22 protein-coding genes, 4 tRNA genes and 1 pseudogene are annotated in these 25120 nt (G+C 61.4%); 8 read left to right on the top strand and 19 right to left on the bottom strand.

Features of this window, described 5'->3' with window-relative positions; translation table 11 throughout:
• Positions 1-18: 18 nt before the first annotated feature.
• From HKD46_RS11665 to nhaC, 3 genes are all read right to left on the bottom strand, one after another.
• Positions 19-1164, bottom strand: a complete 1146-nt coding sequence (locus HKD46_RS11665) for an ABC transporter substrate-binding protein (protein ID WP_103243758.1) — start codon at positions 1162-1164, stop codon at positions 19-21.
• Positions 1165-1360: 196 nt separating this feature from the next.
• On the bottom strand, positions 1361-2284 hold the full coding sequence (locus HKD46_RS11660; protein ID WP_043152857.1) for a LysR family transcriptional regulator: 924 nt from the start codon (positions 2282-2284) through the stop codon (positions 1361-1363).
• A gap of 105 nt (positions 2285-2389) precedes the next feature.
• On the bottom strand, positions 2390-3799 hold the full coding sequence (gene nhaC / locus HKD46_RS11655) for a Na+/H+ antiporter NhaC (protein WP_103243757.1): 1410 nt from the start codon (positions 3797-3799) through the stop codon (positions 2390-2392).
• A 300-nt stretch (positions 3800-4099) separates the two neighbouring features.
• Between nhaC and HKD46_RS11650 the strand changes: the two genes are divergently transcribed.
• Entirely contained in the window at positions 4100-4309 is a 210-nt protein-coding gene (locus HKD46_RS11650; protein WP_171865440.1) for a hypothetical protein, read from the top strand.
• Here the strand turns inward: HKD46_RS11650 and HKD46_RS11645 are convergent.
• The 8 genes and pseudogenes from HKD46_RS11645 to rsmC all read right to left on the bottom strand — a co-directional run bounded on the left by HKD46_RS11645 (position 4306) and on the right by rsmC (position 9154).
• Positions 4306-4578, bottom strand: coding sequence for a late competence development ComFB family protein (locus tag HKD46_RS11645; protein WP_029314828.1), 273 nt, complete (start codon positions 4576-4578; stop codon positions 4306-4308). The two genes, HKD46_RS11650 and HKD46_RS11645, sit on opposite strands and share 4 nt — an antisense overlap.
• Before the next feature lie 100 nt (positions 4579-4678).
• Positions 4679-4764: transfer RNA gene (locus HKD46_RS11640), tRNA-Leu, on the bottom strand.
• 71 nt (positions 4765-4835) lie between these two features.
• Positions 4836-4921 (bottom strand) — tRNA-Leu (locus HKD46_RS11635).
• Between the two features lie 45 nt (positions 4922-4966).
• A tRNA-Leu gene (locus tag HKD46_RS11630) sits at positions 4967-5051 on the bottom strand.
• Between the two features lie 54 nt (positions 5052-5105).
• Positions 5106-5191: transfer RNA gene (locus tag HKD46_RS11625), tRNA-Leu, on the bottom strand.
• 116 nt (positions 5192-5307) lie between these two features.
• Entirely contained in the window at positions 5308-6768 is a 1461-nt protein-coding gene (glgA, locus tag HKD46_RS11620) for a glycogen synthase GlgA (protein ID WP_171865439.1), read from the bottom strand.
• Positions 6758-7978, bottom strand: a pseudogene (gene glgC / locus HKD46_RS11615) (glucose-1-phosphate adenylyltransferase); the annotation flags it as partial. The pseudogene glgC and the gene glgA, both read right to left, overlap by 11 nt.
• 147 nt (positions 7979-8125) lie before the next feature.
• Positions 8126-9154, bottom strand: coding sequence for a 16S rRNA (guanine(1207)-N(2))-methyltransferase RsmC (gene rsmC / locus HKD46_RS11610; RefSeq protein ID WP_010675754.1), 1029 nt, complete (start codon positions 9152-9154; stop codon positions 8126-8128).
• Positions 9155-9431: 277 nt separating this feature from the next.
• Here rsmC and dapA point away from each other — a divergent pair, with 277 nt between their 5' ends.
• From dapA to HKD46_RS11595, 3 genes are all read left to right on the top strand, one after another.
• Complete coding sequence (gene dapA, locus HKD46_RS11605) at positions 9432-10304, top strand: 4-hydroxy-tetrahydrodipicolinate synthase (RefSeq protein WP_039040606.1); 873 nt, start codon at positions 9432-9434, stop codon at positions 10302-10304.
• 95 nt (positions 10305-10399) lie between these two features.
• Positions 10400-12046, top strand: a complete 1647-nt coding sequence (locus tag HKD46_RS11600; protein WP_043152843.1) for a diguanylate cyclase domain-containing protein — start codon at positions 10400-10402, stop codon at positions 12044-12046.
• 182 nt (positions 12047-12228) lie between these two features.
• Positions 12229-12819 (top strand): HAD family phosphatase, encoded by a 591-nt coding sequence (locus tag HKD46_RS11595; protein WP_010675751.1) that lies wholly within the window; start codon positions 12229-12231, stop codon positions 12817-12819.
• Between the two features lie 139 nt (positions 12820-12958).
• Here HKD46_RS11595 and hfq read toward each other — a convergent pair whose 3' ends face one another.
• Complete coding sequence (gene hfq / locus HKD46_RS11590; protein ID WP_039040603.1) at positions 12959-13318, bottom strand: RNA chaperone Hfq; 360 nt, start codon at positions 13316-13318, stop codon at positions 12959-12961.
• 176 nt (positions 13319-13494) lie between these two features.
• Between hfq and HKD46_RS11585 the strand changes: the two genes are divergently transcribed.
• The 3 genes from HKD46_RS11585 to HKD46_RS11575 are packed head-to-tail and all read left to right on the top strand — an operon-like array spanning position 13495 to position 16974.
• Complete coding sequence (locus tag HKD46_RS11585; protein WP_161470352.1) at positions 13495-14766, top strand: paraquat-inducible protein A; 1272 nt, start codon at positions 13495-13497, stop codon at positions 14764-14766.
• Positions 14759-16405, top strand: a complete 1647-nt coding sequence (pqiB, locus tag HKD46_RS11580) for an intermembrane transport protein PqiB (protein ID WP_049636119.1) — start codon at positions 14759-14761, stop codon at positions 16403-16405. The genes HKD46_RS11585 and pqiB overlap by 8 nt, the downstream gene beginning before the upstream one ends.
• Positions 16405-16974, top strand: coding sequence for a membrane integrity-associated transporter subunit PqiC (locus HKD46_RS11575; RefSeq protein ID WP_010675747.1), 570 nt, complete (start codon positions 16405-16407; stop codon positions 16972-16974). Before pqiB ends, HKD46_RS11575 begins: the two co-directional genes overlap by 1 nt.
• A 55-nt stretch (positions 16975-17029) precedes the next feature.
• Here the strand turns inward: HKD46_RS11575 and ompA are convergent, their stop codons facing one another.
• Together ompA and HKD46_RS11565 are read right to left on the bottom strand one after the other, a co-directional pair.
• Positions 17030-18061 (bottom strand): porin OmpA, encoded by a 1032-nt coding sequence (ompA, locus tag HKD46_RS11570; protein ID WP_049636118.1) that lies wholly within the window; start codon positions 18059-18061, stop codon positions 17030-17032.
• A 278-nt stretch (positions 18062-18339) separates the two neighbouring features.
• The gene (locus HKD46_RS11565) at positions 18340-19347 is read right to left on the bottom strand and encodes an SGNH/GDSL hydrolase family protein (RefSeq protein ID WP_043152968.1); all 1008 of its coding nucleotides are present in this window, start codon (positions 19345-19347) and stop codon (positions 18340-18342) included.
• Between the two features lie 234 nt (positions 19348-19581).
• On the opposite strand from HKD46_RS11565, the gene HKD46_RS11560 reads away from it, so the two are divergent.
• A complete protein-coding gene (locus HKD46_RS11560; protein ID WP_039040598.1) occupies positions 19582-19962 on the top strand; it encodes a YgiW/YdeI family stress tolerance OB fold protein in 381 nt (126 codons plus the stop codon).
• A gap of 57 nt (positions 19963-20019) precedes the next feature.
• Here HKD46_RS11560 and mltC read toward each other — a convergent pair whose 3' ends face one another.
• The 5 genes from mltC to HKD46_RS11535 all read right to left on the bottom strand — a co-directional run bounded on the left by mltC (position 20020) and on the right by HKD46_RS11535 (position 25091).
• Positions 20020-21123, bottom strand: a complete 1104-nt coding sequence (gene mltC, locus HKD46_RS11555) for a membrane-bound lytic murein transglycosylase MltC (RefSeq protein WP_010675743.1) — start codon at positions 21121-21123, stop codon at positions 20020-20022.
• Positions 21124-21242: 119 nt separating this feature from the next.
• A complete protein-coding gene (locus HKD46_RS11550) occupies positions 21243-21515 on the bottom strand; it encodes an oxidative damage protection protein (protein ID WP_010675742.1) in 273 nt (90 codons plus the stop codon).
• Positions 21512-22597 (bottom strand): A/G-specific adenine glycosylase, encoded by a 1086-nt coding sequence (gene mutY, locus HKD46_RS11545; protein WP_042014850.1) that lies wholly within the window; start codon positions 22595-22597, stop codon positions 21512-21514. Before mutY ends, HKD46_RS11550 begins: the two co-directional genes overlap by 4 nt.
• A 167-nt stretch (positions 22598-22764) precedes the next feature.
• On the bottom strand, positions 22765-23448 hold the full coding sequence (gene exeB / locus HKD46_RS11540) for a GspB family T2SS assembly factor variant ExeB (protein WP_042882413.1): 684 nt from the start codon (positions 23446-23448) through the stop codon (positions 22765-22767).
• Complete coding sequence (locus HKD46_RS11535) at positions 23448-25091, bottom strand: ExeA family protein (RefSeq protein WP_010675739.1); 1644 nt, start codon at positions 25089-25091, stop codon at positions 23448-23450. Before HKD46_RS11535 ends, exeB begins: the two co-directional genes overlap by 1 nt.
• Positions 25092-25120 lie beyond the last annotated feature (29 nt).

Raw genomic sequence — 25120 nt, 5'->3', positions numbered from 1 at the left:
GGCATTTCCTTAGGCACCTCAGCGGCCACCCAGGATGGCGATATAGTCCGAAACCCAGCGGTAGTAGGGCACGCAGGTTCCCTGGCTCTTGCACTGGGAGACAGGGGTACGCCAGAAGTGAACCCGATCGAAGTTGTCGATGCCGTTGGTCTTGCACCCCTCTTTCCCGAGCAGGGCATTGCCCTCGCAGGCGGCCGGTACCACGGGCACGGAGCCGAACCAGGAGGCGAGATCCCCCTGCAGCTTGTTGTTGAGGGAGTGCTCCAGCCACTGATAGGCACAGGTGAGGTTCTTCGCCTCGCTGTGCACCATGCTGGTATCGGCCCAGCCGGTGACGCCCTCCTTGGGCACCGTCGTGGCGATAGGCTGCTTGTCGGCGATCAGGGTATTGGCCTGGAACGGCCAGGAGCCGGAGGCCACCACCCCCTCGTTCTTGAAGTCGTCGATCTGGACGAAGGCATCGTGCCAGTAGCGTCCCACCAGCTTGCGCTGCTGGCGCAGGAGGTCGAGGGCGGCCTTGTACTGATCTTCGTTGAGCTCGTAAGGATCCTTGATGCCGAGCGCCGGCTGGTGGCTCATCAGATAGAGGGCGGCATCGGCGATGTGGATGGGGCCGTCGAACGCCTGTACCCGCCCCTTGTTGGACTTGCCGTCCGGCAGGGTCTGCTCCTCGAACACCACGCTCCAGGAGTCGGGCGCCTTGGGGAACACTTTGGTGTTGTACATCAAGATGTTGCCGCCCCACTGGTAGGGCACGCCGTAGTGCTTGCCGTCCACCGTGTGCCAGGGGGCATTCTGCAGGCGGGGATCAATTTTGCTGTAGCTCGGGATGAGCGCCAGGTTGAGCGCCTGCACCTTGCCGCCGGCGATGAGGCGCAGGCTGGCGTCACCGGAGGCAGTCACCAGATCGAAGCCCCCCTCGTTCATCAGCGCCACCATCTCGTCCGAGGTGGCGGCCGTCTTGACGTTGACCTTGCAGCCGGTCTCTTTCTCGAAGCCGGTCACCCAGTCGTAGTTCTTGTCGGTCTCGCCGCGCTCCACGTAGCCGGCCCAGGCCACGATGTTGAGCTGGCCTTCACCCTTGCCGAGGGTGGTGGGGGCAGCCTGGACCTGGCCTGCCAGCAGGGCGGGGATCAGGGCCAGGGTGAGGGGGGTCAGTTTCATCTTGCTCTCCTTGCATGGGCGGGCACGGTTGTGATGCCACGCTGACAATTAACATCCTGTTAACCAGTCATGAGCGTAGGAGAAGCCGTGAGCAATGAGAATTTCAATTTTTAGCGGCTTTGGTATCTGTAAAATCGATATCGAGTGCAGATGAATCTGATTTTTTTGCCGGAGTCACGGCTGTTCAGGCTCAGTCCTAGCGGGGGAGGTGCTGGCGGGCCCGCAGCCGGCTCTGATCTCTGGCGATGTCGATGAACTCGCGTGCGGCCCAGTCAAGGCGCGAGCCGCGCCGCCACACCAGACCGATGTCGATGGCGGGGATGGGCTCCTTGATGGCGCGGGCCTCGACCCGCTCCTGCTCCAGGGACCAGGGGCGGTAGGCAAAGTCCGGCAGCAGGGCGAGCCCGAGCTGGCTCGCCACCAGGCTGCGCACCGCTTCCACCGAGGCGGTACGCAGCACGATGCGCGGCGCGATACCGTAGCGGCGCAGGCCGCCGCCGATGATCTGGTCCAGCTGGTCGGCGGTCAGCGAGATCATGGGCTCCTCGCCGAGCGCCTTGAGGGAGAGGGTCGACTCGGCGCAGAGGGGGTGGTTGGCGGCGAGCCAGACCCGCAGCGGCGAGCGGGTCAGCAGCTCGGTATCGAACGCCTCCTGGCGGATGGTGCGGTTGGTCATCAGGATCCCCACGTCCACCTCACCGTTGACGATCTGGTGCTCGAGATAGGGCTGCTCATCCTCCTTCACCTCGATCTGTACCGCCGGGAAGGCGCGGCGAAAGCGGCCGAGAGCCTCCGAGAGGTAGTAGCCGGCCACCAGCGTGGTTACGCCTATGGTGAGCCGCCCCTGATCCTGCTGGGCCACCGCCTTGAGGGAGTGGCTGGCCTCGGTCATGGCGCCGAGGATGCGACGGGCGTGCAGCAGAAACTGGTGGCCCTGGGTGGTGAGGCTGACCCCGCGCGGATTGCGCTCGAACAGGGCGGCGCCGAGCTCGGTCTCCAGCTCGCGGATGGCGCTGGTGACCGCCGACTGGGAGATGTGCAGCTCGGCGGCTGCCCGGCTCACCGAGAAGCTGTCGGCCACCGCCACGAAATAGCGGATCTGGCGAAAGGTGAAGTTCATCTGGGCGTCCTGCCACGTGGGATCAAGGTGGGTGCCAGCTTAACCTCGAATCGCACCCAGACAAAAGGCGCTGTGATGGCGCCTTTGTCGTTGTTTTTACGGAAATTAGCGGGTTGTCACCGCCTCTGTGACCGGTACACGGTTCACTCCCTTGCCCAGATAGGCGAGGGTGATGGTCACTATGATGCAGGTGAAGCTGAGCCACATGTAGGGCAGGTAGTCGAGGGTCGCTACCCCGAGGACCCCTGCCATGAAGATGCCGTTGTCGCTCCAGGGCACCATGCCGCAGGTGAGGGTGCCGCCAAACTCGGCGTTGCGGGAGAGGTTCTTGCGCGCAAGCCCCAGTCTGTCGTAGTTCTTGGCCATGATCTTGGGGGTCAGGATCAGCGATACATACATAGCGGAACCGAACACGTTGGCCAGGAAGGCGGTGCCGATGGTGTGGCTGGTCAGGCTGCCGGCGCTGTTGATGCGCTTCTCGAAGGCACTGGCGATGACGGAGAGGATGCCGACCTTCTCCAGCAGACCGCCGAAGCCCAAGCCGAAGATGATGACGGCCACGGAACCCAGCATGGACTCCATGCCGCCACGGCCCAGGATGTTGTCGATGAAATCGACGCCTGAGGTGATGGCAAACGGGCTGTAGGCGGAGTGCATCGCCTTCACCGGATCCATGTCCTGGAAGACGATGGCCCAGACAAGACCCAGCAAGGCGCCGAAGCTGATCACCGGGAAGGCGGGCTTGCGGTTGGCCAACAGGCCCAGCACCAGCACCACGGGCACTATGGCCATGGGGGTGATGTTGAACTGCTTGTCGAGGGCGTCCATCACCAGATTGACCTGCTCCAGGCTGACGTTGCCGGAGTACTGCATGCCGACCACGGTGAACAGGGCGGCGGTGATGACGTAGGAGAACAGGCTGATGGGCAGCATCCCCTTGATGTGTTCCATCACGTCGACGTTGGACATGGTCGAGGCCAGCACCACGGAGTCGGAGAGCGGGGAGAGCTTGTCACCGAAGTAGACGCCGGAGAGCACGGCACCGGCTACCAGCGGCGCGGGTACCCCCAGGCTGTGGCCTATACCCATCATGGCGATGCCGGCGGTGGCCGCCGAGCCCCAGGAGGTGCCGGTGGCCAGCGAGGTGAGAGAGCAGATGATCAGGGTCGCCAGCAGGAAGATGGAGGGGTGTATCACCTTGAGGCCGAAGTAGATGATGCTGGGGACGATGCCGCCGGCAATCCAGGTGCCCACCAGGGCACCGACGGAGATCAGTATCAGGATGGCCCCCATCCCCTTGGCGACGCCGTCGACTGCCGCCTGTTCCAGGGATTTGTAATCATGGCCGAGCTTGATGCCGAGCCCCATGATGACGAACCAGGCGATGAACAGTGCCAGCTGGATTGGCAGATCCAGCACGCTGGTGAAGGAGAAGGCCAGGGCCAGGAAAATGGCCAGGCAGGCAAATACTTGCGACATGCCCGGCAATCGGATGTGGTGTTGTTGGTTTTGCATAGACGCTCCCTAAACTCTTGCTCGCCAAGGTCAGCCCCTCTCGTCCTGCGGATGTGTCGATCCCGAGAGGCTTACCAAAAGAGGGCGCAATCTACCATAAAGCGGAGGTGTAAAATCCCTGCTCATTCGGAAAAACAGCTTTAAAATTTTAAAATCCCACAAAATAGTTGATCTAATCGGCATTTTTCACTGTTCAATCGACACCGTTTGATAGCCGGAGATCCATAGGCAAGTTCGATTGCAGATGGCAACACCAAATATGATAATGGTTATCATTAATCTTTTTTCGGACCAATGCCAATGAACTGGATAGCACGCGCTCTGCTCTTGGCCGCCCTTCTGGTGGTGCTGGTCTGGGGTCAGGAGAAGGAATACGGGTTCTGGAGCCTGGGGTTCTTGCTGGCTGCCTGGGTCATGCTGGAACCCAGGCTGAGACCGGTGTTGATCCTGCTGCCGGTTGCGGGAATGACAGGGGTCGTCACTCTGCTCTGGCAGCAGGGCTGGCATTAAGCCTGGCGAGTGGGGACGGCCTGGATCTTGTCGTAGGCCTGGCGCAGGGAGGCGATGACCTTCTTCTCCATCTCGCTGCGTTCGGCGTCTGTCGTGAAGTAGATCATGTCGACATCGTGACGGATGTAGTGTGAGGGAAGCTGGTTGAGTGTCAGGCAGCAGAGGTCTGCCAGCTGATAGGGGGTCAATGTTCGAGCCAACCCCTGCTTTTCTATCTCCTTGAGCACCAGATGCTCATAGAAGTTGTGAATATCGGTATCCAGGATCATGGGAAAACCCCCGTGGTGGCGCAGCATCTTCAACAGCATAGCCATGGGGCATGAAAACACAAAAGGCCCGTTACTCTCGTAACGGGCCTTTGCAGAATGATGGTGCGAAGAGAGGGACTCGAACCCTCACATCCGTGGGACACTAACACCTGAAGCTAGCGCGTCTACCAATTCCGCCACCTTCGCACACTGATTTTCTCCAGCTGGTTTTTAAATGCGGTTGGAGCGCATTTTCTGCGTTTTACATGCCAGAAGCATGGTGCGAAGAGAGGGACTCGAACCCTCACACCCGGGGGGCACTAACACCTGAAGCTAGCGCGTCTACCAATTCCGCCACCTTCGCACATCGGGTTATCAGTCTGGATTTACATGCTGTCTGACAAAAGCATGGTGCGAAGAGAGGGACTCGAACCCTCACACCCGGGGGCACTAACACCTGAAGCTAGCGCGTCTACCAATTCCGCCACCTTCGCACATCGGTTATCAGTCTGAATTTACATGCCGTCTGATAAGAGCATGTTGCAGTATGGTGCGAAGAGAGGGACTCGAACCCTCACATCCGTGGGACACTAACACCTGAAGCTAGCGCGTCTACCAATTCCGCCACCTTCGCATCACTGCGGTGGGGGATTCTATAGAGTTTTGGGGGGGCGTCAACAGCCAAAGGGGACTTTTTTCGCTGTTGACGGATAAAGGCGTGCCAAGGGCACAAAACTTCAGCAATCGGCGTCAGACGGTGGCCAGCGCATCCTGATACATCTGTTCGTACAGGATGACGGAGTCTGCCCAGTCGAAGCGGGTGTTCATGGCGTGGTGCTGCACACGGGCAAAGCGTGCCGGTTCCTGCAGATAATGGAGCAGGCTGCGGCGCATGGCATCGAGCAAGGTGCTGGCAGTGGGATCGTTGAAGCAGAAACCGGTCGCGTGCGTCGGGTCGGCATCCCAGTCCACGACGGTATCTTTCAATCCGCCGACGGCCCGCACCAGGGGCAGGGTGCCATAGGCCAGACTGTACATCTGGTTGAGCCCGCATGGCTCGAACAGAGAAGGCATCAGGAAGAAGTCGGCGCCGGCCTCCACCAGGTGGGCCAGACGGTCGTCATAGGCATTGATGAAGGCAAACTTGTCGGGATGCTGCTGGGCAATGCTTTGCAACTGGGCGGCGAGAGAGGGATCACCGGAGCCCACAATTACCACCTGGACCTGATGCTGCAAGAACTTGTCCAGCGCAGGGATGAGCAGGTGTACTCCTTTCTGCTCGGTCAGTCGACACACCATGCCATAGATGGGGAGGTTGCCGACGGGGAGCCCCGTCTCCTGCTGCAGGATGCGCTTGCAGGTGTGTTTGCCATCCAGGTTGTCGGCATCATAGGTGGCGGGCAACAGAGGATCGAAGGCGGGATCCCAGTCCTGATAGTCACAGCCGTTGAGGATGCCACGCAGGTCAGCTGCCCGCTGCTGGAATACGCTGGCCATGCCGTGAGCGCCCAGGTGTGTCAGCAGCTCGCTGGCGTAGTTGGGGCTGACCGCATTGATCTTGTCTGCGTAGAGCACACCGCACTTGAGCAGATTGATGTGACCATAGTCGTAGTTGATGCGCTGTTCGTAGTCGTGGATTTCCGGCACGGCCCAGAACTGCTGGCGATCGAACACGCCCTGAAAGGCCGCGTTGTGAATGCTGATGACCGACCGGGTGCGCTGGAAGAAGGGGTTGTGGGCATGACGGGTTTTCAGCAGCAGCGGCAGCAGACCGGTGTGCCAGTCGTTGCAGTGGGCGATGTCGGGAGCGAAACCCAGCTGTTCGCACGCATGCAGGGCCGCCGCGGCCAGAAAGGCAAAGCGTTCACCGTTGTCGGGATAGGCCTGGTTGTTCTCGGCATAGAGCTGGGGGCGGTCGAAATAGTGCGGGCAATCGAGCAGATAGACGCAGATCCCGTCCAGTTCCAGCTGATGGATGCGATAGCTGATATCACTGCGATCCTGGGGGGTAGGGAGCCAGCGCGAGGCGAGGAGGGTGGCCTCGTCCCGGCGCTTGATGGTCTTGTAGAAGGGTATAATGATGCGCACATCGTGCCCCTGACGGGCGAGATGCTGCGGCAGGGCCTTGGCCACATCTGCCAGGCCCCCGGTCTTCACCAGCCCCTCAACCTCCGAGGCTACAAACAGGATTTTCAGTGGGTTAATAGCCAACTCTTGCTCCCTTAGGTACCACGACGATACCGCCTTCGGATACGGTAAACCGCTCTCTGTCATGGTCCAGATTCTCACCGATCACGGTGCCGGGTGCAATTTCAACGTTTTTGTCGATGATGGCGCGGCGAATGGAGCAACCTTCGCCGATTTTAACATCCCCCAGCAGCACGGATTCACTGATGTGGCTGCAGGGGCCTATGTTGCAGCGAAATCCCAGTATGGATCGCTGGATCTGGCTGCCCTGAATGAAGCAGCCACCGGAGATCAGGGAGTTGGCGATCTTGACCTTGCAGTCGTCGGTATCGATGAAGGTGGCGGGGGGCAGGGGCGGGTAATGGGTGTGCAGCGGCCACTTGCGATTGTAGAGAGAGAAGGGGGCATCGTCGGCCACCAGGTCCATGTGCGCCTGCCAGTAAGAGTCGAGCGTCCCCACATCGCGCCAGTAGACATTGGGCTTCTCGCCCGGGATCACGTTGGTGCTGTAGTCGTAGACATAGACGGGGGCACGGGGGAACAGGCTGGGAATGATGTCCTTGCCGAAATCGTGACTGGAGTTCTCCTCGGCGGCATCCCGCTTGAGCTCCCGATAGAGGGCCTCGGTCTCGAAGATGTAGTTGCCCATGGAGACCAGGGCCTGGGTGGGGTCGCCGGGGATGTGTTTCGGGTGACGGGGCTTTTCTTCAAAGCCAATCATGCGCCCTTCCTGATCAACCTCGATCACCCCGAAGGCGCTTGCTTCCTCGATGGGCATGCGCAGTGCCGCGACGGTCAGGGCGGCCGCTTTCTGCTTGTGGAAGCTCACCATCTGGCTCACGTCCATCTTGTAGATGTGATCGGAGCCGAAGATGCAGACGTGCTCGGGGTCGGAGATCTCGATGAAGCGCAGGTTCTGGTAAATGGCGTCTGCGGTGCCGTCATACCAGCGTTTGCCCATTCGCATCTGGGCCGGAATGGGATCGATGAAGCGATCCGTGATGCCGACGATGTTCCAGCCCTTCTTCATGTGCAGATAAAGGGACTGGGACTTGAACTGGGTGAGTACATAGATGCGCAGGAAGTCGGCGTTGACGAAGTTGTTGAGCACGAAGTCGATCAACCGGTAACTGCCGCCAAAGGGTACGGAGGGTTTGCTGCGGGTGGTGGTCAGCGGTTGCAGTCGGGTACCTTCACCGCCTGCCAGTATCATGGTGAGTATGCCTGCCATCGTCGTTCTCTCCCTGAGATCATGATGTTGAAAAGGTTTTCATGTTGCTGCGAAAAAAACACCCCTAAAGGGGTGGTAAACGTTTTCTTGGTACCTTAACAGATCCCGTCTGGCACTCTCTACTTGTTTTATTACAACCGTTGCACTTCTTTAAGCTTTGCTCAGATACACCTTGAATTTGGCATCGCCCGCGATCACCTCGGTCTGTTTGAAGTGCGCATCCAGTATAGGCTGGTATCGCAGGAAGGCATTGGCGACTATGGTCAGGGCGCCATTTGCGGTCAGGTACTCAGGTGCCTTTGCCAGGAAGGTTTCGGTGGCGGCGTAGAAGGTCTTGAGCCCGGCATGGAAGGGGGGATTCGAGACAATCTGTTGGAATGTTTCGGCAATGTCGGAATAGACATCGGAGGCATGAACACGTCCGCTCAGACCGTTGACCGCCAGGGTTCGGCGGCTGGACTCCAGTGCCAGGGCATTGATATCCACCATGGTGACAGCCAGGGCCGGGTTGCGCTTGGCCAGCACGGAACCGATGACGCCGGCACCGCAGCCAAAGTCGAGCAGCTTGCCCGTTACGGGGGGGAGGCTCGCCAGCAGCATCTGGGTGCCGAGATCCAGGCCGTCTGCACTGAAGACCCCGGGCAGGGCCATGACGGTCAGGGTGGTGTCGCCCGCCTGGCACTCATAGCGACTGAACCAGGCGTCCAGCTCGAAGGGGACGACCGGTTTGTCGAGCGTGCCGTGGTAGAGAGAGCAGCGGCGCGCAGAGTCGCGCTTGATCGGTTTCTCGCCATAAGGTGCCAGCAGCTTGTCTGCCCCGTTGATGCCGCCCCGGTTCTCGCCGGCGAGGAACAGGTCGGCCCCGCTTTCGAGCAGCGGCGTCATCATGGCCAGCAGGTATTGCGCCTCGGCCTTGGCCTTGGGCATCAGCAGCAGCAGGGCATCGAATCGGGGGGCGCCACCCAGCTGGTGATCGAACAGGATGGCGTCTCCCAGAACGGCCTGCTGGGTGCGGTAATAGCAGTAATCCGTGGTGAAGACGGTCAGGCTTTGTGCCAGCTCGGCCAGTTGACGAGGATAATCATCCTCCAGGGCACCGCACACCAACAGCCGCTTGCCGACAAAGAGGGCTTGGTTACGTTCCAGCATCTGACTGACGGCACTGACAGGACGGCTCATTGGGTCTCTCCACGCATTTTTGGGCGGCCATTATACATGGCCGCTTTCGCCTTGACATTTATGCCGTGTTCCCGAAATATGCCCAGACGCCTATTTACCCAGAGATGATGCAATGCGGTCATGCGTATCGAAACGAAAGCATAAACATAGCCTGACAATCGGGCCTGCTGGCGTGCGCGCGTAACCTCTCATCCCTGAGACGATTCAAGCCCCGGTAGCGACTCCCGTACCGGGGCTTTTTATTGACCAATCCATCTGTTTAGGAGAAGGAAATCCCATGTTTCAAGGTTCGATAGTTGCCCTGATCACCCCATTTCGACAGGGCCAGCTGGACGAGGCCGCACTGGCTCGCCTGGTGGAGTGGCACATAGAGCAGGGAACCCATGGCATAGTGCCGGTCGGCACGACCGGGGAGAGCCCGACCCTGACCCACGATGAGCATTGCCGCGTGGTGGAGCTGGTGGTCAAGCTGGTGGCCGGGCGCATTCCCGTGATCGCAGGTGCAGGCTCCAACAACCCGGTTGAAGCCATTGAATACACCCGCTATGCCGAGCAGATGGGAGCGGATGCCACCCTGCATGTGGCCGGTTACTACAACCGCCCCAATCAGGAAGGGCTCTACCACCACTTCAAGGCGGTGCACGACGCCACCACCAAACCCATCATCGTCTACAACATTCCGCCCCGCGCCATCGTTGACGTGCAGCCGGCGACCCTGGCCCGTCTGGCCGAGTTGCCGCGCATTGCCGGCGTGAAGGATGCCACCGGTGATCTGGCCCGCCCCTGGGTTGAACGCCAGCTCATCAAGAAGCCGTTTGCCTGGCTCTCCGGTGAAGATGCCACCGCCGTGGCCTACAACATCGGTGGTGGCCAGGGTTGCATCTCGGTGACGGCCAACGTGGCCCCCAAGCTGGTGGCCGAGGTGCAGAACCTGGCGCTGGCCGGTGAGTGGCAAGCTGCCCGCGAATTGCAGGACAAGCTCATTCCGCTGCACCAGGCCATGTTCGCCGAGCCGAGCCCCGCAGGGGCCAAGTATGCGGTCTCCCTGCTGGGTCTGTGCAGCGAAGAGTGCCGTCTGCCGGTGATGCCGCTCTCCGAGGCCACCCGCGAGCGCATCCGCAGTGCCATGCAGGCATTGAATCTGTTGTAAAAACTGGGCTCTGGATCTCGCTTTTGATTGCCCGGTCAATTAATGGCCGGGCTTTGTCGATATACTCGCTTGGATACAACCAAGGATGATTTGGCATGGAAGAATGGGATCCGGAGCACTTCACCAGTTTTGAACATCTCTGTGAAGTGACCTTGTCTGCGGTCAGGGAAAAAACAGAGGCTGAACAGATCTATCTGTGGCTGCGTGCTCCGACGCCCCAGCTCTATCACTATCGCCCGGAACAGGGTCTGCTCTGCCTGAGCGCTGACATCCTCTCTTCCCTCGAGTTGCCCATCCTCTTCATCGAACGTTCCCTTGCGCTCGGCCAGTTGCTGGTGGAGCCCATCGCGCCGACCCGTGCCATCTGGGAGAGGGAGAGCGTCGAACCCGAGATCCCGCGCCTGCGCGCCAGCTTCCCCCTCAAGCGTCACAAGGGGCTGGAGGCCGTGGTCTATCTGGAAACCCGCCGTCGTCTCGATCGCCTGCCAAGACGCCAGCAGCAGAGCATCCAGCTGCTCATGCATTATCTCGCCGCCGAGCTCGAGAGTCGGCGACTCGCGGGACAGGTGGATCTGGAGCGGGATCAGCGGCTCCACACCCAGGCAGACCTCGTGCGCAGCCAGGCCCTGCAGGACTCTTTCCTCAGCATGCTGCAGGCGCTGCATCAGGTGGGGGTCAAGCTCTCCCGCTGCGAGAGCGAGGATCGTTTGCTGCACGACGCGGTGGCACTGGCCCGCCAGGAGTTGCAGTTCGATCGCATCGCCATCTTCCTGACTGACAGTGAATTCAAGATCATGCACGGTACCTGGGGTACCAACGAGGCGGGTGAGCTCATCGACGAGCGCCATTTCATCAGCCCCATTCCGGATCACCCCACGGTGCAGGAGGCGCTGCGTCGCAAGGACTATGTCCTGGTGCTGGAGGACACGCCTCTCTATTACGAGAAGCAGGAGGTGGGTCGCGGCTGGAACGCCATGGTGTCGCTCTGGGACGGGAGTACCCCCATCGGCTGGATCGCCGCCGACAACCTGCTCTGGCGGCGCCCCCTCAAGGCGTATCAGAGCGAGATCTTCAAGCAGTATGCCGCCGTGCTCTCCCAGTTGCTGATCCGCCAGCGCACCCAGGAGAAGCTTGAGCGCTTCAATCGGGAGCTGGAGCTGAGGGTGCAGGAGCGCACCCGGCAACTGGCCGATACCAACCGGGCGCTGGAGGAGGCCAACCGGCGCCTCTCCCTGCTGTCTCTGGAAGATCCCCTGACTGGCATCGCCAACCGCCGCCAATGGGACATCACCATGGAACGGGAGTGGGAGCGGGCTCGCCGCCATCAGGGGGTGCTGGCGGTGCTGATGATCGATGTGGACGAGTTCAAGTCCTACAACGATCACTTCGGCCACGGCAAGGGGGATCAGTGCCTGCAGCGGGTGGCGGCACTGCTGCAGGACACCGAGCGGCGGCGTACCAACCTGGTGGCCCGCTATGGGGGGGAGGAGTTTGTCATCCTGCTGTGTTCACCGCAGCCGGGAGAAGCGGAGCGGCTGGCGGAGCAGATCCACCACGGCCTTGACGCCTTGCAAATTCCCCATCCGGCCTCCCGGGTGGCGGCGACACTCACCGTCAGCATCGGGTTCAGCTATCTGGTCCCGTCATCGGACAAGGAGTGGCAAACCCTGACCGAGCAGGCGGATCAGGCACTCTATCACGCCAAATCACAAGGGCGGGCCTGTACCCTGGCCTATCGCTGACACCTGCGTGGGGGCTGCCTGCCCGGCATCAGATCCATGCTGATCTGTATACGTGCGGGCTTTCAGATCCACGCCGCCCTGTATAAATGAGGTGGCAAGCGTTTATCGCCATCTGGCACATGGCGATGCCCCCCGGCTCTGGCTAGAATGAAGGCCCATTTTCGACAGACAGATCCTGCACCATGACCCTATCCGGATTTCAAGGCCTGGTTTTTGACCTCGACGGTACCCTGGTGGATTCCATGCCGTTGCACCTGGCCGCCTGGGAGCACACCGCCCGCGAGTTTGGTTTTCAGTTCGATGCCGACTGGTTCTATGAACTGGGGGGCATGCCCAGCCGCAAGATAGCCCTGCTGGTGGCCGAGGTGCAGCAAGTGGCACTGGATCCGCTGGTGGTGACCCGCTGCAAGACGGAGCACTACGTGGCCAATCTGCACAAGGCGACCCCTTTCCCGGCCATGCTGGATCTGGTCGAGCGCTATCACGGTCGCATTCCCATGGGGATCGGGACCGGCTCCCCCCGCATCAATGCCGAGGCAGTACTGCGCAATACCGGGCTCGATCGCTATTTCCCCGTGGTGGTCACCGCCGACGACGTGGAGCTGCACAAACCCCATCCGGATACCTTCCTGCTGGTTGCACGCCGCCTGGGTGTGGAGCCGGGTCAATGTCTGGTGTTCGAGGATACGGGTATAGGTGCGCAGGCCGGTGAGGCCGCGGGCATGCAGGTCTGCATGGTCAGAGAGGGAATGCCGGTCGGGCTGACCTACTGATCATGGCGTGACGGCCATGAGCGCCGAAGCGGAGGAGAAGACCCACTCTCATACGGGACAGGCAAAACATGAGAGTGGGGATCTTGGGGAGGTCACTGGCTGACGCAGCGACACGCCCGGCGGAGGAAGAAGGCGAGCATTACTGCTCGCTGCCACCACCCTGGTTGTCGTCATAACGGCTGGGGGCGCCATGGGGGCGAGGCGCCATGGAAACCCGTGGCTTGCGGGCTCGCTGGATGCTGACGGCAGGACGGCCGGAGTGCATGGCAATGGTGGAAATCTTGGCCTTGTAGACCAGTTGCTGATTGCCATGGGCATCGGTCAACAGCACGCTGTACTGGTCAAAACCGCTGATGGTCCCCTCCAGCTTGATGCCGCTCACCAGGAAGATGGCGACCTGGCTACGGTTTTTGCGCAACCAGTTGAGGGCAGAATCTTGCCCGTTCCCGAGGGAGAAGGCCTGCTCGATAGTGGAGTAGCTTGGGGATTCAGTTGTCATAAATTATTGTCCCGCGGAAAAAAAGTGGCGTTTGATTGTGCTAAATGGTCACTGCCTTGTCAAAGTCATTCTCACTCCCGGGCAGGATGGATAACGACAGGGCTGGTCGGCAGGGGCAACAGCTGCAATAATTGGCGGCTCTGGCCCCGTGGCGGGCCTCATGCTGGGGTCTTATCTTGCATCCGGTTTCACACCAACATCCACCCACCTATACCCATGACGCGACCGCCTGCGAAGAGTGTGACCTGCTGGTGCCGGCCACCAAGCTGGCCGTGGGGGAGACGAGCAGTTGTCCGCGCTGCGGCCATACCCTGACTCGTCATCTGCCGGAGCAGGAGCGCAGGCCCATCGCCTATGGCTTTGCGGCCATCATCATGTTCGTGCTCTCCAACGCCTTTACCTTCATGTCGTTCTCGGCCAAGGGGGTGGGGCAGGAGATGACCTTCCTGCAGTGCATCACCACCCTGGTGGATCAAGGTTACCTGTTCCTCGGGGCCGTGCTGAGCATTACCCTGATCGGGTTGCCGCTGGTCTATATCGGCTCCATCATGCTGGTGCTGTGGCGCCTGGACAAGGATCTGCACAGCAAAGCTCTGCGCTCCCTTGGCCGCCTGCTGTGCCGGATCAAGCCCTGGCTGATGGTGGACGTCTTCCTCATCGGGGTGCTCATCTCGCTGGTCAAGCTGATGGGGATGGCCGACATCAAGATGGGGCTGTCGTTCTGGGCCTTCGTTGGCTACACCCTGCTGCTCATCAAGATGATCTCGTCCCTGGATCGGATGTGGCTGTGGCAGCGGCTGTTCGGCCCGACGGCGGCGAGGGAGCTGGATCCCGAAGAGAGCGCCCTGGCGTGCGGTCTGGTGGGCTGTCACATCTGCGGCGCCCTGAACGAGCAGGATGCCCATAGTTGCGTTCGCTGCGGTGATCACCTGCACAGCCGCAAGCCGGGTGGTCTGAACCGCACCTGGGCCCTGCTGATCACCTCGGTGATCCTCTATGTTCCAGCCAACCTGTATCCCATCATGGACACCGTGTTCCTGGGGGATGACAGCCCCTCGACCATCATGGGCGGGGTGGTGCTGCTGTGGGCCATGGGCTCCTACCCCATTGCCGCCGTCATCTTCTTCGCGAGCGTGGTGGTGCCGCTGGTGAAGATCCTGGCGCTGCTGTGGCTCTGCTACGTGGTGCAGCGCGGCCAGGGGGCATCTCCCCTCGGCAAGCTCAAACTCTATCGCATGACCGAATTTGTGGGGCGCTGGTCGATGATCGACGTCTTCGTGGTGGCCATCCTGGCCGGTCTCATCCGGCTCGACAATCTGATGACCATCTACCCTGGCCCTGCGGCCGTCGCCTTTGCCGGGGTCGTACTGGTCACCATGGTGGCTGCCATGAGTTTTGATTCCCGCCTGATCTGGGATTTACAACAAGGAGAACGCGAACGTGAGTGAGCGTAAGACAAGGTGGAAACCGGGCTCTGATTTCATGAGTTCGGCTGCCGCTATCTGGATGGTGCCCTTGCTGGCCCTCTTCATCGGCGCCTGGATGCTGTTCCAGCACTGGTATTCACAAGGGCCGAGCTTCACCCTGACGGTGGCGACCGCCGAGGGCATAGTGGCGGGCAAGACGGTGATCCGTTCTCGTGAAGTGGAGGTGGGCCGTATCGAGACGGTGGAGCTCAGCGAGGACTATAGCCATGCCGTGCTCAAGGCTCGCCTGACCAATGCCGCCGCCGGCATGCTCAAGAAAGACAGCCAGTTCTGGGTGGTCAAGCCCAGGGTCGGGCGTGAGGGCGTTTCCGGTCTTGGCACCTTGCTCTCCGGTGCCTATATCGAGCTTTCTCCCGGCAAGAAGGGCAGGGCGCGAAGCGAATACGCCATGCTGGACAGGCCGCCCTTGACATCCCTGGATGCCAGGGGATTGCGGCTATCCCTGTCCAGCCGGGATGCCAACGCGCTGGGCGCGGGTTCCCCCATCAGCTATCAGGGATTCACCATCGGTCAGGTCGAAGAGGCCAAATTCCTGCCCGAGAAGAGCGAGATGCAGTACCAGCTCTTCATCAACGCGCCTTATGACGTCCTGGTGAGCAGCAACTCCCGGTTCTGGTTGACGCCCGGCTTCGAGGTCTCCATGAGCAGCGAGGGGATGAAGGTGAAGATGGACTCGCTGGAGAGCCTGATCAACGGCGGCATCACCATGGGGCTGCCTCCCGGCTGGTTGCCGGGGGAGCCGGTGAAACAGAACGACGAGTTCGTGCTGTTCAAGGACGAGGAGAGCGTGCTGGCCGGTAGCCTGGATCAGTTCATCGACTATGTCTTCCTGTTCGACAATGACGTGGGCGGGCTGCATCCCGGCGCGGCGGTACAGTATCGCGGCATCCGGGTCGGTACCGTCATCTCGGCTCCCTATCTCATCGACGACAAGGGCGTCCAGCTATTCAAGAGCCGGCAGATCCCGGTGCTGGCGCGCATCGAGGTGCAGCGTCTCTCCCACCGTTATGCCAATGCGGAGAAGGAGCAGTGGCGGGCCCTGTTCAACAAGCAGTTCAAGGAAGGGCTGAGGGCTAGCCTCAAGACCGCCAGCCTGCTGACGGGGGGCAAGGTGATCGATCTGAACTTCTATCCGGATGCGCCTGTCTATCAGCCGCTCAAGATGGCGGGCTATCAGGTCTTCCCGACTGCCCAGGCCGGTCTGGATCAGATCGAACGCAAGGTGAACCTCATCCTCGACAAGTTCGTCGACATGGACATGGCCACCACCCTCACTCAGGTCAACAGCACCCTGATGACACTGGACAAGACGCTCAAGCATGTCAGTGCCGTGAGTGCGAATCTGGAGCAGTTTACCGGTCAGCAGTCGACCCAGCAGTTGCCGGCCTCCCTCAACCAGAGCCTCAAGCAGTTGCAGGAGACGTTGCAGACCTATGATGCCGGTTCCCAGACCAATCAGGAGCTGCGTCAGTCGGTGCAATCACTCAACCAGCTGATGAGTGAGTTGCAACCTCTGGTCCATTCACTGAACGAGCAGCCGAGTTCGCTGATCTTTGACCGCGCTCGTCCGCGGGATCCCGAGCCCAAGCGAGGAAAATGATGAAAAAACGGATGTTGACGCTGGCCTTGCTGGGCCTGCTGGCGGGATGTGGCAGTGCGCCGACGACGCTGCATTACTATTCGCTGGATGCTGACACGGCGCCGTCGAGTGTCACCACGGCGCAGCCGCAGCACCAGTTGGTGCTGCGCCCCGTCGCCCTGTCCGGTCAGCTTGACCGGATGAGCCTGGTCTATCAGCTGGAGGGCAAGGAGTTGCACTTTGCCGAGTACCATCGCTGGGCAGGTTCCCTCGATGCCCAGTTGAACCAGTTGACCCTCAATGGCCTCTCCAGCCGCTTGCCTGGCTGGGTGGTGCGTCAGGACGGGGCCCGCAAGGGGCCTGTGCTGAGCATCTCGGTCGAGCGTTTCCAGGGGCGGCACGACGGCCGCGCCCTGCTCAGCGGTCGCTGGCGCCTGCTGACGGAGGAGGGGGTCGTGTTGAGAGATGTTCCCTTCCAGCAGGAGCGGGTGCTGCCTGCCGATGGGTATGGCGCCCTGGTGAACGAGCTGGGACAGGGCTGGCAACTGTTGCTCGATCAGATTGCGGCGGATGTACGCACGCGCATCTGAGGAAGCATAAAAAAAGACGGGAGGCCATGGCCTCCCGTTTTGTTTGGGGTCGTCGTTATTGCTGTACTTCCGAGACGCCCTGTACCTTGACCTCTACCCGGCGATCCGGGGCCAGGCAGACGATCAGCTCGCGCTTGGATTTGCTGGTGCAGCTGTCGCCGGTGACGGGAGACTGCTTGCCACGCCCTTCCACATTGACCTTGCCGGCCGGCAGGCCCTTGCCAATCAGGTAATCGGCCACGGTCCGGGCACGCTGCTCGGACAACTTCTGGTTGTAGGCCTCGGAGCCGATGCGGTCGGTATAGCCGATGACGGTGGCCGACCCGTCTTTGGGCCTGGCCTCTTCAATCTGGCTGTAGAGGGTATCCAGCGCCTGCCCGGCCTGGGGCTTGAGGGTGGCCTTGTTGAAGTCAAACAGCACGTCCGAGCTCAAGGTGAACTGCTTGTCGACCATCACGGGCTCGGGCGCGGGGGCGGGAGCAGCGACCGGCAGAGCCGGTGCAACCTGACCGAAGCGATAGACGGCGGCCAGGGAGAGCAGGCCGTTGTCCATGCGTAGGCCGGTATCGTCACGGCTGCCATACGGGGTGCTGTACTGGTATTCGAGGCGGGCTGCCCAATTCAGGCTCAGGGCATACTCCGCACCGAGCGCGCCGACGAAGGTGAAGCGGCTGTCGTTTTCCAGCTGATCGCTGTCGGTCCAGCCATAGCCGCCCCCGACACGGCCGTAAAGGTCCAGATTGTCCGCAACCGGGAACCCCAGTTTCAGCGTGAGCTGGGCCAGCTGGGCTTGCACGGAGTCATTGAAGGCCGCGCCATTGCGGGTGCCGCTGTACTTGAGCTTGCCAAGGTAGTCATAACCCAGTTCGACACCCAGATTCTGGTTGATCTGGTAACCGGCGAAGGCACCGGCGCCGACTTCATCGTCGTCTTTGTCGGTGATGGCGATGGAATTGCTCTCATCGACACCGTAGAAGTTGGACCAACCCAGTTTGGCACCGCCATACCAGGTGTTGTCTTGTCCGGCTGCCTGGGCGTTGGCCGCAAGCAAGCCTGAAACCAGCAAGGTAATCAGTGTTTTGTTCATAGATGCCTCTGCAATCTTGTGTGTGGGGAGCGCGAATTCATGTCGCCTCGCCTCGTGGGTTGGGCCTGTGTTCGACCACAACACGTTTAAACGTAGCTCGCTTTTTTCAATCTACAAGCAACTGATATAAAACATATTGTGATATCCATCTGCATCATAGTGGAGACAGAAGACCGCCGGGGAACCGTGACTCGAATCTGTGATGGGTGTCATATGGATTGCTTGCCCTTGTCGGCAAGAGGGCCGGCTAGGCGCCGGCCCTGGCAGGATGGCCTCCGTTATCGAGGGAGGAATTCGTACTCCTGTTCGATGAAGGCGGCAGCCCGCTCGCTCAGGGCGGCGTGTACCACTGTGGTGGGGTGGACCTGGTCCCAGAACATCTTGCCTTCACAGTTCAGCTCGCCCGCACTGCGGCGCGCCATGGGCGTTGCGACGGCCTGAGCCAGCAGGGGGTTGCCGGCGATGGCAAGGCGCTCCTCGGGATTGAAGGGGGCCAGCCGACTGTCGGTGGCGGCGCTGCGGGAGGCAAACGGCTTCCACACATAGCCGCCGCCATAGCAGGCGTGTTCGGTGTCGCTCAGGCCGAAGTTCTGCGGCTCGCGCAGCATCTCGGCGAACTGCTTGTCGATCTCGAACAATTTCACCATGCCGGTGGGGGCCAGCTGGCGTGCCAGGTTCAGCAGCAGCTGGTTGTGGTAGGCGGAGACATGGCTGGCTGCCTCGACCACTTTCTGGCTGCGGGCCGAGGGGTTCTGGCCCAGATCAGGCAGGTTGAACAACAGAATCTGCCTGGCACCGTTCAATACCATGCGGTTGGCCGCATCGCTGATGGCGTCGCGCACCCGCTTGGCATCCTGCTCGGTGTTCCAGCCATAGGCCAGGTAATCGTTGGCACCGACCCAAAGGATCACCAGATCGTCGGGCTTGAAGCCATCCTTTTGCAGGAACTGGGTCACCTCGTAATCCAGGTTGTTGATGACCTGATACTTGGGATTCCAGGAGATCTTGTTGTAGGCCACGGCAGTGGCGCCCCCTTCCGCCTCGTTGGCGATGGCGAGGCCCGGGAAGTGCTGGGTGAGCTGCTCCAGCCAGACCGGGCCGTTGGAGAAGCGGCCCTGATGGTAGGGCGGGCTGGAGGGGAGGTAACCGCGCATCTTGTCGTACATCTTGCCGGTATCGGAGAGGCTGTCGCCGAACATCACGATGCGGGAGAAGGGGGGACGCGTCTCGGCGGCATGGGCCGTGAGGGCGAAGAGTCCCAATAAACACAAAAGCCATTTGTTCATGTAGCTGTTCTCATGGATGGGGCAGGACGGGCCTGCGGGCTGTTCCTCGATGGCGGCGGGCTGGGAACCCGCATGGCCAGGTGAAAAGGTATCCACTCGAATACATTTTTGCAGCATGCCGTGGCCATTTAATCGCTTGCGATCACACCACTCCTCCCTGAATGGGGAGGCTTCACGTTTGTTTCACGCGCCCCCGGGCAAGATGCCCTCATACCGCAAAGACAGGAGCATGAAATGAACAACGCAAAAGCAATCGCCCTGGTGGCCCTGATGTCCGTCTCTTCCTTCGCCATGGCGGCCTACACCGGCCCCAAGGAGCAGAACAAGGTATCGGTCGCCCAGTTGAAAGACGTGGCCGATGATCAGTGGGTGACCCTGGAAGGCAAGCTGGTCAAACACCTGGGTGGCGAAAACTACCTGTTCCGTGACGACAGCGGCGAGGTGGAAGTGGAGGTGGACGGTGACGTGTGGCGCGGTACCGAGGTGGGCCCTGACGATCTGATCCGCGTGCGCGGCGAGGTGGACCACAGCTGGAACAAGACCGAAGTCGAGGTGGAACACCTGGAGAAGGTGGGGGCAGCGCCCCTGAGCAAGGGCGGCTTCATCGCCAAGTAAGCTTTCAGGCCACAGTAAATGGGAAGGGCGCTCCAGGAGCGCCCTTCTTGCATGCCATCAGCCAGCCCGGCTTGCGACGGTTCGCTTGAACCCCTTCTCGGCCTGATTGACCTTGTAGAGATAGCGGCGAGCCTCTGCCTTGGGATGCTGTTCGGTCAGTACCTGATAGACGGCCTCGGGGGAGAGGCGGTTGATCATGCCGGGGGCCGCCTTGCGATCGTTGGAGAAGGTGTTGAGCACCCCTCCCGCACCACCGTTGTAGGCGGAGATCACCGCATAGCGGCGGGACTGGGGATCCTGGATATCCGCCAGATAGACGGTCTGCAGCAGGTGCAGGTAGGCGGTCCCCACATCGATGTTGTAGGCCGGATTGAACAGATCTTCCCTGGTCGGCTGGCCATCCTTGCCCTTGACCCTCACATAGACATCCCGCCCAGCGGTAGCCGGGATCACCTGCATCAGGCCATAGGCGTTGGCGTGGCTGACCGCATAGGGGTTGAAGCTGCTCTCGGTCTTGATCACCGCGTAGATGAGACTCTCGGCGACCCCGTACTTGCGGGAGGCATCGCGGATGATGCTGGCGTATTTGTAGCCGCGCCTGTCTTCGTGGTTGGCCACCATGGGAATGTCGATGAAGAAGATGTTGCGGATCCCGAGGGTGCGCTTCTTCATCGCGTTGGCGATCAGATAGTCGGCATAACGCTCTGCACGCCAGCTGGAGCGGATCGCTTGTCCCTGGTTGTCCAGCACCTGGCCATAGAGGAAGGGCTCGCCACCTGGCATGATCTCACGGTCGGAATAGAGGTCGACCTCTGCCGGATCGTCCGGGGTCAGCAGGGTTTCGATGATGGCGCGACGCAGGTGGGCGCGGGGATCCAGACCCGAGACGGTCTCCACCATGATGTGACCGCTGGAGAAATCGATGTGGGCGCGGCTCTTGTACTGATCCGTGTATTTGACGTAGTCAAACTTGCCCGCGAACAGCGCCTCGCGCCCCCATATCTCGTTCACGTTATGGGAGAGCGCACTGATCATGTGTTCAAAACCGCGCACGTCCTTGCCGTTGACCAGATCATCATCGCCACTCCCGCTGGTCTGGGGTGTGGATGAACAGGCAGAGAGAAACAGCAGGGCGCACAGCAGCCCAAAAAAACGACCCATAAGATCCTCAAACCGGGCGGTGGGGCCGCCCGTCACTGACTGGCCTGAGCCAGGATTGGTGTCACCCTGCGGCATATTGACGACTCAGGGGGACGCTGGCCCTTTGACTCGATTTCCGCTCACTGGCTGGGAGGGGTGTAGCCGTCGATCTGGACTTCACCCGCGTCGAACAGATAGCTGACCATCTCTTTTTCCAGTAACTGGCGGTGCTCGAGATTCATCATGTTCAGCTTCTTCTCGTTGATCAGCATGACCTGCTTCTTCTGCCACTCGGTCCAGGCTTCCTTGCTGATGTTGTCGAAGATCCGCTTGCCGAGTTCACCGGGGTAGAGTTGGAAATCGAGACCCGGCGCTTCTTTCTTCAGGCGCAGGCAAAATACGGTACGGCTCATGTTGACCTCTGTGGTTGCAAGTCTGGTTGTAAGTCCGGGTAGGCGAGCAGACGGGCCGTGGCCGCCGCCAATCCCACCTCGGCAGGATGGCGTAAGTTATACCAGAGTCGGGTATCCGCTTCCATGAGCAGGGGGGCGGGCGGAACAGCCATTTCGATCAGCAAAGGGCGGATATCGAGGTGGAAGTGACTGAAAGTGTGACGAAATCCAGCGAGCTCCTGATAGGCGGCATCCTCCAGCCCCAACTCCCGCAGTCGTCCGGTCACCTCGGTGAGGGATTCCACCTGCGGGAAGCAGTAGAGCCCGCCCCAGATCCCTTGCGGCGGACGTTTCTCCAGCAGCAGCTGATCGCCGTGGCGGATGATCAGCATAATGCCGTTGCGTGCCGGAATGCTCTTCTTCGGCTTGCTGTGAGGGTAGGCGGTGGGGTTGCCCTGCGACAGCCCCTGGCAATCGGCCTGCACCGGGCAGCGCTCGCAGGCGGGCTTGCTGCGGGTGCAGACGGTGGCCCCCATGTCCATCATGGCCTGGTTGTACTGGGCCACCCCGACGCGCGGGGTGAGGCGGGTCGCCAGCTCCCAGAGATCGTGCTCGACCTGCTTCTGGCCCGGCCAGCCCGCCAGCGCCAGCCAGCGGGTAAGTACCCGCTTCACGTTGCCATCCAGGATGGCGTGGGGCTGGCCCAGAGAGAGGGAGAGCACGGCCCCGGCGGTGGAGCGACCGATGCCGGGCAGGGCCATCACCTCTTCCAGTTGTTCCGGAAAGAGGCCGCCGTGCAGATCGCGGATCTGCTGGGCAGCCTTGTGCAGGTTGCGCGCGCGCGCGTAGTAGCCAAGCCCGGTCCAGTGATGCAGCACCTCGTCGATGGGGGCGTTGGCCAGGGCCAGCACGTCGGGGAAGCGGGCCATGAACCGCTCGTAATAGGGGATGACAGTGGCAACCTGGGTCTGTTGCAGCATGATCTCGGAGACCCAGACCCGGTAGGGGGTCTTGTCCTGCTGCCAGGGCAGGGTCTTGCGGCCGTGGATCTGGTACCAGTCCAGAATGCGGGTGGCGAAGGTGGTGTTGTCTGAGTGGCTCACAGTGTGCTCATGTTCTGATGATAAGTCCGCCCGCCATCAGGAGGGCGATCCCCGACCCGGCGCATGGCAATGGTCGAGTGTAGGTTATTGATGAAAAAGGGGAGCTCTCGGGCTCCCTCAGAATGGGCGCTGACCCTCCCGGGGGAGGGCCACCGGATGCCGGCAGATCAGCCGCGCCAGTCTTGCAGCGCCTTGAGGCTGGCATACTGGCCGTCGACCTGCAGGACGATGTAGTCCTGGGCGATGGCTGCCAGGATGACACCGGGGGCGATCTCATTCCCCTCGCGCCACTCCCGTCCATTGAGCACGACGGCCCGCTTGGCCGGGTCGGAGGAGTAGTTGTGGGCACCATAGGTCAGGGACGGTACCTGCTGTTTCAGGGCCGGGGCCAGGGCGCCGAGGGGGATGGCACTGGTCTGGACCTGAGCCTGGGGCGCACTCTCTTCCACCAGCGGCGTGTTGTTGAGGGCGGCCATCAGCCGTTCTGCCAGACTCTGTCCCCCCTGGTTTGCGGTAGTCGCAGCCGGGGTTGCGGCAGGTCTTGGAGCGACCACGGGCTCCGGCAGGGGGGGCGGCAGCGGCCGGGTGATCATGGGCCTGGGTTCGACCCGCACGAAGGGGGGAGTCACCACTTCCTTCACTTCGACCTGCTGTTCCACGGGTTTGAGGTGATAGAGGTGCCAGCCATAGTTGGCGGCGGCGCCCATCACCAGGGCCAGGGGCACCAGGGCCCACCAGATCCAGCGGCGGTTGGGCTCCTCTTCCTGGCTCACGGGCAGACCCATGAGCGGCATATGGGGGGTGAACTGGGGCTGGTCGGCCCGGCGCAGGGCCTTGAGCAGGGTGGACATCAGGAGGCCTCCTCGACCATGGGATCCGTCTCATCATCCGCCACGCTGTCGAGATCGACCGGCGTGCTGGCTCGCAGGGATTCATCCTCCAGCCTGGGCATGGGTTCGCCGGAGGCCACATTCAGCCGCAGCAGGGTGTTGCTGCCGGCGATGCCGTCCGGGGTCAGTCCCTGCTCGCGCTGGAACTGTTGCAGCTTGTTCTTGAGGGTGGCATCAAAGCGGCTCACCTTGCGATCGGGTTGCTGCATGGCGCGGCTAAGGGCGTTGTCCAGCCACTGCACCTGGGCAGCCCCGGCATTGCTCGCTATCAGGGGCACGTTGCCCCTGGGCATGCGCCAGAGCAGGGTGTAGCTGCCGCCCCAGGCGTCGGAGAGCCACTGCCTGTCCACCTGCCAGCTCTGGTTGCCGATGAGCAGGGAAGCCTTGTCCGCCCCCAGGCTGACCAGGGTGGCGTAATAGAGGCCGCCGGTCTCGTCGGTGAGACTGATGAGGGCCGGGTATTGCAGCGCCTGCAATTGCGCCAGGGAGGCTTCTCCCTCCTGGCAGCGCAGGCCCGCACGGGGGGCATTGTCGCAGGTTGCCTCCTCCAGCTCGGCCTGGTAGCCCCATACCTTGTAGAGATTCTGCATGGCGACGTCCGGCTCCAGCGCCTGATTGATGGCGCGGGTCAGCTGGGCCTGCTGCTCCGGCGTGTCATCCACCTTGACCGGTACCTCGACCTTGACCAGGGGGCGGGCTGGGAAGAATCCAAAGAATTGCCAGCCCCACCAGCCGGTGGCGACCAGCAGGGCGCCCACCAGGGCGACCGTGAGGCCGGATTGCCAGCTTCCCTCGTCGCGAATGCCGCTCACCTCATACGCGGACTGGCTGATGTCCCCGTGCACTATCTTGTGGCTGCCACGGGCGAAGGCGGCGATGAGGGCGCGGTCGCAGATGAGGTTGATGAGACGGGGAATGCCCCCGGAGAGGCGATGCAGGGTCTGGATGGCCCTGGGGGTGAAGATGGGCTGGACGCAGCCTGCCACCTGCAACCGGAAGCGGACATAGGCATCCACATCCTGGCGCGACAGCGGCAGCAGGTGATAGCGGGCGGTGATCCGCTGCGCCAGCTGGCGCAACAGGGGCTGGCGCAGCATCTGTTGCAGCTCGGGCTGGCCGATGAGCACCACCTGCAGCAGTTTCTTCTCGTCTGTCTCCAGATTGGTGAGCAGTCGTAACTGCTCCAGCACGCCGGGCAGCAGGTGCTGGGCTTCATCCACCAGCACCACGCTGCGCTTGCCTGCCGCCAGATTCGCCAGCAGATGATCCCGGATAAGGTCGAACAATTGCTTGAGGCTGGCCTCTTCGCCGTAGGGCAACTGGAATTCGTCGCAGATGGCGGCCAGCAGATCCCGCTCGGTCAGAGAGGGATTGAGGATGTAAGCGATCTCGGTGTCGGCGGGCAATTGCTGCAGCAGACAGCGGGAGACGGTGGTCTTTCCCGTACCCACTTCCCCGGTCAGCAGCACGAAGCCGCCACCGTCCTGCAACCCGTAGTTGAGGTGGGCGAGGGCCTCCCCGTGACGCTCGCTCATATAGAGGTATTTGGGGTTGGGCGAGATGGAGAACGGGGGCTCCGACAGACCGAAGAACTGTGTGTACATAAGGATCCATTCCATTGTTATGGGCGGCA

It is taken from the genome of Aeromonas sp. TW 6, from assembly GCF_013168745.1.
Taxonomy (GTDB): Bacteria; Pseudomonadota; Gammaproteobacteria; order Enterobacterales; family Aeromonadaceae; genus Aeromonas; species Aeromonas caviae.
Note: the sequence above shows the minus strand (reverse complement) of the source record. Positions and strands in the feature narration are given on the sequence as shown.

Bases quoted from the DNA above. Each gene is read 5' to 3' on its own strand.
- HKD46_RS11665 (WP_103243758.1), bottom strand. From the start codon at position 1,164: ATGAAACTGACCCCCCTCACCCTGGCCCTGATCCCCGCCCTGCTGGCA.
- HKD46_RS11660 (WP_043152857.1), bottom strand. From the start codon at position 2,284: ATGAACTTCACCTTTCGCCAGATCCGCTATTTCGTGGCGGTGGCCGAC.
- nhaC (WP_103243757.1), bottom strand. From the start codon at position 3,799: ATGCAAAACCAACAACACCACATCCGATTGCCGGGCATGTCGCAAGTA.
- HKD46_RS11650 (WP_171865440.1), top strand. From the start codon at position 4,100: ATGAACTGGATAGCACGCGCTCTGCTCTTGGCCGCCCTTCTGGTGGTG.
- HKD46_RS11645 (WP_029314828.1), bottom strand. From the start codon at position 4,578: ATGATCCTGGATACCGATATTCACAACTTCTATGAGCATCTGGTGCTC.
- rsmC (WP_010675754.1), bottom strand. From the start codon at position 9,154: ATGAGCCGTCCTGTCAGTGCCGTCAGTCAGATGCTGGAACGTAACCAA.
- dapA (WP_039040606.1), top strand. From the start codon at position 9,432: ATGTTTCAAGGTTCGATAGTTGCCCTGATCACCCCATTTCGACAGGGC.
- HKD46_RS11600 (WP_043152843.1), top strand. From the start codon at position 10,400: ATGGAAGAATGGGATCCGGAGCACTTCACCAGTTTTGAACATCTCTGT.
- HKD46_RS11595 (WP_010675751.1), top strand. From the start codon at position 12,229: ATGACCCTATCCGGATTTCAAGGCCTGGTTTTTGACCTCGACGGTACC.
- hfq (WP_039040603.1), bottom strand. From the start codon at position 13,318: ATGACAACTGAATCCCCAAGCTACTCCACTATCGAGCAGGCCTTCTCC.
- HKD46_RS11575 (WP_010675747.1), top strand. From the start codon at position 16,405: ATGAAAAAACGGATGTTGACGCTGGCCTTGCTGGGCCTGCTGGCGGGA.
- ompA (WP_049636118.1), bottom strand. From the start codon at position 18,061: ATGAACAAAACACTGATTACCTTGCTGGTTTCAGGCTTGCTTGCGGCC.
- HKD46_RS11565 (WP_043152968.1), bottom strand. From the start codon at position 19,347: ATGAACAAATGGCTTTTGTGTTTATTGGGACTCTTCGCCCTCACGGCC.
- HKD46_RS11560 (WP_039040598.1), top strand. From the start codon at position 19,582: ATGAACAACGCAAAAGCAATCGCCCTGGTGGCCCTGATGTCCGTCTCT.
- mltC (WP_010675743.1), bottom strand. From the start codon at position 21,123: ATGGGTCGTTTTTTTGGGCTGCTGTGCGCCCTGCTGTTTCTCTCTGCC.
- HKD46_RS11550 (WP_010675742.1), bottom strand. From the start codon at position 21,515: ATGAGCCGTACCGTATTTTGCCTGCGCCTGAAGAAAGAAGCGCCGGGT.
- exeB (WP_042882413.1), bottom strand. From the start codon at position 23,448: ATGTCCACCCTGCTCAAGGCCCTGCGCCGGGCCGACCAGCCCCAGTTC.
- HKD46_RS11535 (WP_010675739.1), bottom strand. From the start codon at position 25,091: ATGTACACACAGTTCTTCGGTCTGTCGGAGCCCCCGTTCTCCATCTCG.